Annotated in this window: 6 protein-coding genes; all 6 read right to left on the minus strand. The window is 43.9% G+C overall.

What is annotated here, in order from left to right; translation table 11 throughout:
* Window positions 1–21 precede the first annotated feature (21 nt).
* Entirely contained in the window at window positions 22–3,165 is a 3,144-nt protein-coding gene (locus NBH01_RS19060) for a SusC/RagA family TonB-linked outer membrane protein (RefSeq protein ID WP_250700225.1), read from the minus strand.
* Between the two features lie 300 nt (window positions 3,166–3,465).
* The gene (locus NBH01_RS19065; RefSeq protein WP_215709570.1) at window positions 3,466–7,440 is read right to left on the minus strand and encodes a two-component regulator propeller domain-containing protein; all 3,975 of its coding nucleotides are present in this window, start codon (window positions 7,438–7,440) and stop codon (window positions 3,466–3,468) included.
* Between the two features lie 195 nt (window positions 7,441–7,635).
* Window positions 7,636–9,024, minus strand: coding sequence for a phosphoglucosamine mutase (gene glmM / locus NBH01_RS19070; protein ID WP_008760870.1), 1,389 nt, complete (start codon window positions 9,022–9,024; stop codon window positions 7,636–7,638).
* Window positions 9,025–9,053: 29 nt separating this feature from the next.
* Window positions 9,054–9,698, minus strand: a complete 645-nt coding sequence (gene bamK / locus NBH01_RS19075) for a BamK family beta-barrel-assembly machinery protein (RefSeq protein ID WP_011109033.1) — start codon at window positions 9,696–9,698, stop codon at window positions 9,054–9,056.
* 118 nt (window positions 9,699–9,816) lie between these two features.
* Window positions 9,817–10,854 carry a DHH family phosphoesterase gene (locus NBH01_RS19080; protein WP_008760868.1) on the minus strand — a complete coding sequence of 346 codons (1,038 nt, stop codon included), beginning with the start codon at window positions 10,852–10,854 and terminating at the stop codon, window positions 9,817–9,819.
* 45 nt (window positions 10,855–10,899) lie between these two features.
* Window positions 10,900–13,002 carry a ComEC/Rec2 family competence protein gene (locus NBH01_RS19085; RefSeq protein WP_016269467.1) on the minus strand — a complete coding sequence of 701 codons (2,103 nt, stop codon included), beginning with the start codon at window positions 13,000–13,002 and terminating at the stop codon, window positions 10,900–10,902.
* Window positions 13,003–13,007: the final 5 nt, after the last annotated feature.

Below are 13,007 nucleotides of genomic sequence, written 5' to 3' on the forward strand. Positions count from 1 at the left end.
AACGATTATTTGACTTTAGGGTTAAAAACTAAACTTGACTCCGACCGAATAGCTGGATACATTCGGATAAGCTGTTCCGTTGCTCGTATTCAGTTCCGGGTCCCACAGCTTGAAATTAGAGAAGGTAAGCAGATTCGTACCCATAAGGTAGACGCTTGCACTTTTGAGGAAACATCTGTCCAGCAGTTTTTTCGGTATATTATAGGATATGTTCAGTTGTTTCAGACGCAGGAAGCTGACGTCTTTCACCCACCACGAACTTTTCTGAACATTGTTCGTGTTGGCGTCACTGCCGACATACATGCGTGGATAGAACACATCCTGATTGGTCGGATCGTCGGGACTCCAGCGGTCGTGGATGTTGGCAAAGACATTGTCACGGCCTTCGTCATCCCAGAAAGGCTTGATACAAATGCCGTCCAGATAGCGGTCAGCCTGTCCGGTTCCCTGAAACAGGGCACTGATAGAAAAGTCTCCGATCTGTAGGTCGGCACCGAATCCGTAATAGATTCTAGGGACATCACCGCGTCCGATGACGGTCTTGTCATAGTTGTCGATCACACCGTCTCCGTTCAAGTCACGGTATTTGATATCGCCTACATGTACTGTTCCGAACTGGGTAGCATGGTCTTCAATCTCCGCCTGACTGGTAAAGAGCCCATCGGCTATGAATCCCCAAGTCGCATTTACATTCGTACCGCGTGTCTCCATCCAAGGATAGTCTACCGGCGGTTCGTCATTCTCTATAATCTTGTCTTTATTGAAAGTCAGATTGCCACGTACCGTAAGGAATGTCTTCTTACCCAGCCGTTGTGTATAGTCCATCGCCAGCTCTATACCTTTGTTTTCTACGACACCCAGATTAGCATAAGGGTTTTCGATCCATCCTGCGTAGCTGGGGATTGTACTGCGTTGCAGGAAGATGTTGTCGCGACGTTCCTTGAAAAAGTCGACTACAAAGGACAGATTATCATTCAGAAACTTGATATCGATACCCAAATCTTGCTTTCTGGATTTAGACCAAGTGACATTTACACCGTACTTTTCTTCTCCATACCCGTTGGCACTTGTATAATTGGTTCCGAACATGGTTCCTGTCAGACCGGTGAACACCCCCTGATACATGAAGCGTCTGCCTGTTGCGGTATCACTGCCGACCCATCCGTCCGTATAGCGGAATTTGAGGAAGGAAATGTATTTGCGAACCGGATTCCAGAAAGATTCATTGGAGACTGCCCATCCCAGACCAAAAGCAGGGAAAACACCATAACGCTTGCCCGGACTGAAGTTCTCCGAACCATTGATACCGAGATTGAATTCTGCGAAGTAACGGTCGTTCCATGAATAAGTAGCACGTCCGGCAAAACCGCGTTGCTTGTAAGGCATACCGCCAATGACATCCGTCGCATTCAAATCCCAATATACTTTCTGATTGTAAAGCAACAGACCTCCTACCCGATGAGCACCGAAACTACGATCATAGTTCAAGGATGCTTCTGTATACACCGTGCGGCTGCTCCATTGCTCCGGTGTCTGAAGTGACAGGCTACCGTCTGCTTCTTTCAGCACCGAGTAGAGGTAATCGCCTGTTTCTTCATCAAACAAGGTGTCTTCTATCCAGATTCCGTTTTCGTCCGTTTTACCGGCAAAGGTGTACATCGGTTCGTTCCGGTTATATTTTCTCTTACGTGAATTGTAAGTATCGAAAGCCACCATGGCAGAAACGGAAAGTCCTTTGCTCCACTTCCAGAAATCCAAGTCCTGCTTCACGCGGATATTAGAATTTAACTGGCTGGAAAATTCATCATAATAACCTCCGCGAGCCAGCAGACCGTAAGGGTTGAACTTTTGCTGTGAGTTAATACCGGACACGGTACCATTAGGCAGCAACAAAGGATAAATAACCGGATTCACATCCATACAGGCTGCATACAGTGAACTGGTGCTGCTCTGCGGATAATGTCCCTGTCCCAGATAACCGGAAAAACCCAGATCAACCGTCGTCTTGGAAGTCGGCTTCAGATTCAGGTTGGAGGTAAAGTTATAACGGTCATACTTCATCTGAGTATTGTAGTTCTCCAGCTTGAAGTTGCGGGTCATACCGGTTTCTCCGTAGTAACTCAATGAGGCATAATAGTTTGCATTAGGTACACCACCACGGATATTAATATTCCCGCGACGGTTGTGTCCCCAGTCATTGAACAGGTTATCAGCCCAGTCGATGGCCGGATACAGGTAAGGATTATACAATCGGGGATTGTCATTCGGCAATAAACCGTTGGCCTTCTTTGTCGCTTCGATATAAGCAGCCGAGTATTTAAGTGTACCGCTTGTATTCATCTGCGCCTCGTTGCGTGCATCCATGTAAGTGTAAGCATCTGCCATATCTACTTTCTTGGTCAGGCGGGTAAAACTTTCGTAATAGTCCACACTAAACTGCGGTTTGCCTACTTTACCGGGTTTGGTTTTCACGATTACGACTCCGTTGGCACCACGTACACCATATACTGCAGTTGCGGAAGCATCTTTCAGCACTGTAAACGATTCGATATCTTCAGGGTCGATATTGTTGAAACTACGTTCCACCCCATCAACGAGTACAAGAGGACTGGAACTCTGTCCGAGCAAGGAAGATAAACCACGAATCCAGATATCCGATTCATCGTGACCGGGTTCGCCGCTACGCTGAACGGCAACCACCCCGGCAATGCGTCCGGAAATAGCAGAAGACAGACTTGCAGCAGGCATCTTAATGTCTTTCACATCCATCGTAGACTGAGCGCCTACCACGGATACTTTACGCTGATTGCCGTAACCCACTACTACCACTTCATCCAGTGACGACACATCTTCCCCCAAAACGACATCTACGATTTTTTGCTTTGCTACCTTTACCTCTTGCGGCTTATATCCTATATAAGATATGAGCAGAATAGGATTCCCTGTTGAAAGCTTCAAGGTATACTGACCGTTCATATCGGTAATGGTACCATTCGTTGTACCTTTTTCCTGAACACTCACCCCTATGAGCAGTTCTCCTTTTTCATCAGAGACACGGCCTGTGACGGAGCTTCCTTGCGCCCATACTGTTACACTACACGTAAGTAACAATAGCAGTAGCCATAATGACCTGATGCGATGTTTTTTCATTTCAAACAAATTCATACTACTTGTTTTTAATTAATAATAATAAGGTTACCAAATACGTTTAATACGTTGACGCAAATTAAAGGAATAACCAAAGAAACGGGATACTCCTGTGCGCCAAAAAACAGAGAAGAGAAAAAATGTCTGTTTAAAGTACAGATGGTAAAATAGAGTACTGGATAACACCCTATATCTCAGAATAATAAACAATGGAAAACAAAAGAGAGTACAAAGGAGACCAACCTTAAAAAGCAGCACAGATCAGCATGGAAATTTGTTTCTTGGCAACTAATACCAGACCGCTTCCTGACTGTTCGTTCACTCCTGATTTTTATGAGTGTCATTCCCTAAAAGCTTCTCTCTATATACCTTAGGAGTTACGCCAAACTTACGAGTAAACTCTTTGTAGAAGTAAGCACGACTGGATATGCCCACATCGGAAATTACATCCTGAATAGACAGTTCCTCGTTCTGCAACAAACGGGCGGCCTTCTCCATCCGGTAATCTTTAATCAAATCGCTGGGTGACATACCCGAAATCTCCTTAAACTTCCGGTAGAACTGACGGGAACTCATCAACATTTGTTCTGCCACAAACGTGGAGCCCAAATCTTCACGATCCAGATTCTGCTCCACGACCTGCAAGAACTTCCTGACAAAATCCGCCTGCTCCGTAGTGGTACAAACAATAGAATCTGCCCAGCCTTCCAGGTCTTCCATATAAATCTGTCTGGCTTCCCGCTTGCCATAAATCACTTTATGAATCGTTTCTTTCAAGAATGGTATATCATAAGGAAGAACAATATAAGAATCTGCCCATAGAATCAACTCCCGCTGCATAGACGCACTGACTTTCCATGTCAACATCGGAATAAACGCTGTCTTCGACAACATGGAACGATTCTTATTGACATACTTTATAAAAGTACTTTCCGCATCGGCATACATAAGCATATCCACCAGAAATAAAGTCGGTGCGGACTTATGCATCTCGTCAAATGCCAACTGCACACTCCGCACTGAACGGACTTCATACTCATCGGAAAGTAACGCACTGATCAACCAGACGATCTCTTCCCTGTCTTCCAACAACAAAACAGTTTTTCTCACTTCATTCTGCTCTGCCACAACAACCGGATCGAATGTGATAGTCAACTGATTATCCTGCCCTACAGGGGTTATATAGCGCATCACACTATTCTGCTGCTTCAATGCAGAAAACACGAAACGTTGCATGGTCCGTATCCTGAACATATCATCCGAATCTTTCGCCCTGATAGACAAGAGTTCTTCTCCGGACAATACATCATTCAATCCTTTCACTGTTTCATCCGGAGAAACAAATGTCAGCATCATACAACCTGCTTCTTCTGTCACCGTCACTGATACCTTCTCTGTCTTACAACTGGAAATATAAAGGTAACTGAAATAAAGGATACAACGTAACGCATTTTTATAGGCGGGATAAGTGAAATTTTCCGGAATGTCTAACTGTATCGAAGAGACATCATGGCCTTCTTTTTCAAGTACTTGAAGCACCTCTTCCGCCAACTTCAAAAGAGACAAACGCCCCGAAACCGAAAAATGCAGCGACGACAACAAACGAAAACATTCATCACCCAACCCACACCCAAAGAGCAAGGACATCACAGATTCACGAATCTGACCTATTTTCTCTGCATGTCCTTCAGAGGAGATATTCTTGTCGTTTAGCTGATCACAAGCCTGATAAATGAGAGTACAAGTATTGAGCACCTCACGCGCCTGATAACTATCCGCCGCCAGAGATATATTTCGATTTTCCGACTCCAGTAGTTTCTTCATCATCCGTTCATGACGAAAATACTTGCGGAAAAGATGAATCACATACATTGCCAATACGATACCCAATAGTATATAAATAATGTACGCATACACTGTGCGATACCAAGGGGGCAGAATGTGCACGGGAATCGTGAAGGTCTTGTATTCCGTAGCAAACACATCTTTCTTATAGCGAACCTTAAACAGATAATCTCCGGACGGGACGCTGAAATAGGATGCTTCATTCACACTGCTGAAAGCTCCCCAGTCCTTATCATAACCTTCGAGCATATACGAGTATTCCACATCGCCACCACTGGCATAATCAGGTACTACAAAGAATAAAGAAAACGAAAGATTGGCTCCCTGCATCCGCAGCCCTTTCCTGTCCGGCAAATAATGGTCTTGCAAATTGACAAATGTCTTTTCTATGATCAGCTTACGCAATAATATTTCCGGATAATATTCCGGTGCTGCCGACACCTTCTTATCAAGGTAGAGCAATCCGTCGATTCCTCCGAAGAAAAGACAACCAGTATATGGACAACGGTAATATGCATCATCGCTAAACTCTCCTATCTGAATGCCTCCACTGTAATAATAGGCATGAGAAAATGAATTTTCCGGATTGAATTTGATCAGTCCGCGATTCGTCCCCAGCCACAGCAGCCCGTTGGCATCTTCCAGAATACTATGAATCATATCATTAAGCAACCCTTGTTCACGACCGATATAATCCGCTTCCAGTTTGCGTTCTTTAAAAGTAACGCACACCAAGCCGGAGGTAGTGCCCACATACAATTGCTCTCCATGCCAGTGCAAACAGAGAATATCGTCTACAGATTTATGCAGAATCTCATTCAGGGAATAGATCTGATACTCTTCCGTTTTCCGGTCAAAACGTATCAATCCCTTTTGCCTGCTTCCCAGCCACAACAGGGAATCTCCTTGTGGCACCATACTATAAAAAAGGTTAAGCTCTTGTTGCTCATGGTAAAAACGATAATTCTTCCACGATTTGATTTGAACGTCCTGCTTACTGTTATCTACTATTACTTTATAAAAACCTTTACCCGAAGTCGCCAGATAAAGGACACTGTCGCTTTCCTCAAAGATGGAATGCACTTCTGCCACTTCTCCTCCAGTTCCTGTTTCCCTATTTGAAAGTTCATGCAACTTTCCATTATCAAAAGAATAATAGCATAAGCCCGAAGAGCCGGTTCCAACCCAGAATCCATTCCTATAGCGGCTCTCCAACATGGAATATACCTGAAATTCCCTGTTCTGCTTGACATACGACATCGCATTCTGCTTTTTATCCAATGAGTAAACCTCTGTGTTGGAATCTTTTACCCCATCCCGATAGTTTTTCACATGCAGCAATCCGTCTCCCTTTGTTCCAAACCAAAGTCCCCCGTATTTATCGGTCATTATCGATCTTACCTGACGGGTCAAATTGGGAGAGAAGCTGTTTAACATCAGATTAGTGGCAATAGAATACTTCTTGGAATACATAATGGCTCCTTGCCCGTCGGTTCCTACCCACAGTACCCCTTGCCGGGAGTCATTATAAATACCATAGATACGCATATTCTGATCGATAATCTCCTCTGCATACTTTTGAGAAAGACGCAAGCGAATCAGACCATTCGTCTGGAATGCGATAACAATATCCTCATAGAAAGGTACGATTCCCGTTATTTGCCCATATTTATGAACCATCTCACCAATGTTACGGATGTAAATCTTAGACTTTCTTGATATATCATACACAAAAAGATCATAATCCGAATCATAGAAACAGAATACACCATTCTGATAGCAGACATACTGTATCTGCTTGGAGTGAAAATGTGAGGGAGTAGTAGTGAGACGAGTAGACAAGGTATCCTGATCGAAAGAGTTTAAAGAGAAACGATACAGGTCACCGCTTTCATAAGGGAAAAGGTATAATTCACCTTCGTCGGTAACAAACGCGCGAACATCTACTTTCAGCATTTTAATATCGGGCATCGGAATCCGCACAAAACGGCGATGGTGGGTATTGTAATAGGCAATCCAGTCATAACTCAACGCCCATGTATTACCTGCATGGTTGGAATGAATCACGAAATCAGTGTCAAATTCGTAATTGCAGATTACCTGCCGTGAATCCTTCGAAAAACGATTGGCTCCCAAATGTGTAGTTATCCACAAGCAACTGCTGTCTGCCTGCTGAATAGAATGAATAATGTTATTGCTCAGCGTCTTTTGTTCCGAAAAGTCGGAACGAAACACTTCCATACTTTTCCCATCGTAACAGTTTACCCCATCATAGGTACCAAACCACATCAATCCCTCATTATCCTGAAAAAGACAAAGTACGGCGCTATTGGACAATCCCTGCTGATAGTCTACCTTTTGGAAAAGATAGGCATCCTTTACATTGTCAGCTATGCTAATCAATGGACAAATCAATGTGATAAAAACTAGAATCAGGCGTATTCTCATAGCATTTTGGAAAGTAATCAGATAATAATATGCACAAAGGTATATTTTCGGTAGCAAATTACCAAAAGTTTTTTTCGCCTTCAGCGGTTACAAACCTCACATTAACAAATAGGTATCTCAGAAAGGTATGAAAAAAGGGAGGACTCATTTATTAGTCCTCCCTCTCTTATTATGCTCAAAGCTAGTTGATTGCTGTTACTTGGCTAGTTCATTGATTACATCCATAATTTTCTGACCGATCTCTTCAGCAGCTTCCATGGTCGAAGCCTCGCTGTACACACGAATAATCGGTTCCGTATTGCTCTTGCGCAGGTGCACCCACTTATCAGCGAAGTCAATCTTCACACCGTCGATGTCATTGATTTCCTCGTTCTTATAGATTTCCTTTACTTTAGCCAGGATAGCATCCACATCGATTTCCGGTGTCAGGTCTACCCGGTTCTTGGCAATGAAATAAGGAGGATAAGTAGCACGAAGCTCGCTCACCTTCTTTCCTTCGTGAGCCAGATGGCTGAGGAATAAAGCGATACCTACCAAGGCGTCACGTCCGTAATGGCTGGCAGGATAGATCACTCCACCGTTTCCTTCACCGCCAATGACAGCATTCGTTGCTTTCATCTTGGTGACTACATTTACTTCTCCTACAGCAGAGGCGCTATATTCCATACCGTATTTGCGGGTTACATCACGCAAAGCACGGGTAGAGCTCAGATTAGAAACCGTATTGCCCGGAGTATGCTTCAATACATAATCGGCTACAGTAACCAATGTATATTCTTCACCGTACATGACACCGTTCTCGCAGATCATAGCCAGACGGTCAACATCCGGGTCTACAACGAATGCAACATCCGCTTTTCCACCTTTCATCAGGTTCATGATGTCACCCAGGTTTTTTTCAAGTGGTTCGGGGTTATGCTGGAAGTTTCCGGTAGGTTCACAATAGAGTTTCTCTACATGTTTCACACCCAGACGTTCCAGGAGTTCCGGAAGGATAATACCTCCTACAGAGTTTACACAGTCGATAGCTACACGGAAATTCGCTTTCTTGATAGCTTCCACATCTACCAGGTCGAGAGCCAGTACGCTGTCGATATGTTTTTGATTGTAAGTCAGGTCTTTGCGATAAGAGCCCAAGTGGTCTACATCGGCATAGTCGAATTCCTCAGCCTCAGCAATACGAAGTACTTCATTGCCTTCTTCCGCATTCAGGAATTCTCCATGTTCATTGAGTAGTTTCAGTGCGTTCCACTGTTTGGGGTTGTGAGAAGCTGTCAGGATGATACCGCCACAGGCGCCTTCCATCGTCACAGCCAGCTCGGTAGTCGGGGTAGAAGCCAGATCGATGTCTACAACATCCCAGCCCATTCCCATCAGTGTGCCGACAACTACGTTTTTTACCATTTCACCTGAGATGCGGGCGTCGCGTCCCACTACAATTTTGTTGCTTTGTGCCTTACAGGTCTTACGAATCAAAGTAGCATAAGCCGAGGTGAATTTTACAATGTCAAGCGGATTTAGTCCCTCACCCGCTCCTCCGCCAATAGTTCCGCGGATTCCAGAGATAGATTTGATTAGAGTCATAGGTCTTTTAACTAAGATTTATATGGGGGTTAATTCAGTGCTTTGCTGAATGTCCAAATATCATAATAGTATGGATTGACGTATTGTTGTGCTGATGAATGTCCTACCTTGGAAGGAACGATCAAACGTACATGGGCATAGTTGCGCACAAAAGGTAGTGCAAGCAGCCAGCCTGCAGGTACTGCTGTTGATTGATAATAACTTGCCCAATAATAGTCCATTTGTATGAAAGTACCGTACACATAGCTGCCTTCGGCTACATAACGGAATACAGCAGGATTCGTGTAAAGCTGATTTGCATCTCCCCACTCTTCGAGGAAAACATTGAAACAGGTAGTGTCGCGTGTCATTATATCTTCTTCGATATAACGGACGCAGATTTCATTGTTGTTAGCGAAAGTATCCGTTTTGTTCTCAGCACTTCCACGATCTACAATCTGCATATATACACCATCGGAGAGGGCAACGTATTCATTCCGTTCCAAATTGGTGACAGTATCATTCTTCTCAAATTCGTCCTGTGAAATGATCCGGATTCCTTTATCTTTGATAAATTTATTCACCGCATTCTTTTCGTCCTCCAACATTTCAGCATAAGTCTTTGAATCGTCGCACGCCTGGAATATACCTCCGGCTGCCAACAAAGAGAGAAATAAAAATACAAGTTTCTTCATTATCTGTTATTTAGCTATATTCTGCACAAATGTATCTCAAATTCATTGAAAGATGAAAGGGGAAAGTTGAAAGTTGGTAACTTTTAACCTTTCTCTGTCTACTTTTAACCTTCCATTCTTAGCTTTTGGCTGTCAACAAAGGTTTATATTTCTCCAGTGCCTGTTCGAAAACGGCTTTCGCCTCCTCTATCGTTCCGAAAAATTCACCGCCCGAAGCATTCAGATGACCGCCTCCGTTAAAGAATTCAGCTGCAAGCTGATTGCATGGGAAAGTACCGACCGAACGGAGCGAAATCTTAATCATCGGCTTTTCCGTATCTTCCCGCAAGAAACAGGAGAAACATACGTTCTTAATGGTAAGGGGAATATTCACAAACCCTTCGCTGTCACCTTTTATATAGTCAAACTTACTTTGTTCTTCCTTTGTCAGCGATATCAATGCGGCATTGTAATCTGAGTAAACCACCATATTTGACAACACATACCCCATCAGACGCAGGCGGCTCTCTGAATATGTATTGTATACTTTACGGTAGATATCATCTTTATCAATCCCTTTGGAAAGGAGTTCGCTGATGATAAAATAAATCTCGCGATTGTTGGAATTGTAGGTAAAGCCACCTGTATCCGTCATCATACCGGTATAGATACATTCTGCTCCTTCCTTTGAGATATCACTAAAGTACCCCATACGGCAAATCAGACGAAATATCAATTCTGAAGTGGAAGATATCTTAGGATAAGACATGGTAATCTTACAGAATTCTTCGGGATAAAGATGATGGTCGATCATCACTTTGCGTGCCGGAGAAGCTGCCACGGCATCCGCCATCTCATCAATACGCTTTAAGGCATTAAAGTCCAGACAGCAAATCACATCAGCTTCGGCAATCAATTTGTCCGCAAAGTCCTTATAGCGGTCATACAAAAGGATATCCTTGCTGCCCGGCATCCAGCGGAGGAAATCGGGGAAAGCGTTAGGAACAATTACATTTACTGTCTTCTCCTGTGAATCCAGGAAGTGATAAAGCCCCAGTGAAGAGCCGATAGCATCGCCGTCGGGCGACACATGAGAAACGATTACTATTTTGTCAGCGCGCTCAAACCACTTGGTAAAGTGGTCGATTTTTGCCTGTTCTATTACTTTAGTCAACATACCATATTCTTTTTCGAGTTGCAAATGTACGATAATTCTTCGTACTTAGAGCAAAAACCGCACAGAACCTTCTTCAGACAGAGTGATAAAATGCAGATGCAGTCTCTTACATTCCTCCCGGAAGAACTGTTTGCGATCATCGGAAAGGGAAGCATCCAACAGGATACAAGATGGAGAAAAGAGTCCGGTAAGTTCTTCCAGACGACCGTTATAGCCTTTGCATAAGTACATATAATTAATAAATAACGGCGAAGCGGCAGATTTGTTCCGCCATCGATTATCGGTCACCATACAAATACGGCAGCCATGATAAAATACAATCTGCTGATGACGACAGAAGTCAACGTTCTGACAATCAGCCGTTACTTCTATTGGAGGCAGAAGTTGATGACGTCTCCAATAATTAGCCGCTACAGCCTGCAAACGGCGCTTATCAGAAAGGGTATCGGCATAGTTCAGCCAAGAAGTCCCATCCTCAGCAATACAATGAATCGCCGGACAACCACGGACATTGTAAAATACAAGGCTCGGACAAGGACGGTCATACCAGCGCATGACCGTGTGATAAATGCCCAGACACAACAGGCAGGAAAAGCAAACAACAAGATTCCTGAACCTTCGGGTCTTCAAATAATAAAGGAAAAGCAACAAGAAAATGTAGATGCCCAACACCTCCAGACGATAAAGCCAGATACCATCCAAGGAAGCATAAGGAAGTTGCTCAACCCACCGGACAAAATCATTCAGCACTTTCAACAGGAATCTGACTGCTCCCGCCATAACAAACTGAACGGCAGGCAGTGGAGTCAGAAGAAGCATAAGAACGGCAGCATACAAAGTTACAGTCACCAAAGGTATGACTACTAAATTAGTCAGCAGAAAATGAGTGGAGAAACGGGAGAAATACAGCATTACAAGCGGAGCAGTTCCTATTTGCGCAGCTATCGATACACTCATCAATCCCCAAACATATTTTCCTATCCTGCTCTTCACAGGCAACAACTGATAGACCGGTTTCTGAATCATCAAAATAGAAAGTACAGCTAGAAAAGATAATTGAAAACCAACATCGAACAACCAAGCCGGATTGACAAACAGCATTACCCATGCGGTAGCAGCCAGTGTATTCAGAGTCAATGATTGGCGTCCGAACAGTTCCGCTATTGCCAAAACCGAGAACATACTTACCGAACGGACTACAGACGGCGACAGACCAGTAAAAAAGGCAAAAGACCATAATAAAACAAGGAGCAGAACGGAACGGAAATATCGCCCTGCCTGCCACTTCCTTGTTAGAGGTTTCAAAAGGAGGAAAAGCAAAGCATACAAAAGCCCTATATGCAGGCCGGATAGAGCCAAGACATGACTGGCACCGGATACTGAATAACTTTCACGGATAGAGTCACTTAAATCGGTCTTCTCACCCACGGTCAACGCTGAAAGCACAGCCAGTTCATCTCCTTCAAATCCCAGCTTCCGATAAAGGTTTATCACCTTTTCCTGACAAAACATCGCAGTATACCTGATAGATGGTGACCATAACGCCCATTTCCCGGATGCTACGTACCCCGTTCCACTAATGCCATGACGCATCAAATAGCGGGCATAATCAAACTCATCAAAGTTTCCTCCGTTAGCGGGTGGAGCAATGCGGGCAGATACCAGCAGTTCATCTCCTATCTTTAATTGTTTATCCCCCAGTTTCAATAAAGTAAACAATGAATCTTTCTGCAAATAAAGAATAGCCTTTCGCCCTATCGGACATACCCCTGACGAATCTCGCAGCTCTTTAAGCAATACCCTACAGAGCAACGTCCGTTCTTTAGTCTCCGGAGTATCCGTTAGTCGTACCCGATAAACCGCTTCCTTCTCCGGAAAGTCATATACCGTTTGTTTTAATTGACAAGTAATGCCTAGCCACCCGCCTGCGAAACAAAGTGCAAAGACAGATATTCCAAAACACCACCGAAGTGAACGCCGTTTCAGAAAATAGAGGGCAATGCACAGTCCGGCAAAGAGACCAAAGTTCAGAATACTCCAAAACAGTTCCGTCGATTGATCAAAGAACCAATCTCCACAAAAAACGCCTGCTATCCACGGGATAATCAGGCGTATATAAGGATACTGATGTAAAGAGGCAGTATTCAATGTGT

This window comes from Bacteroides sp. B1-V-101 (genome assembly GCF_023656585.1).
Taxonomy (GTDB): Bacteria; Bacteroidota; Bacteroidia; order Bacteroidales; family Bacteroidaceae; genus Bacteroides; species Bacteroides thetaiotaomicron.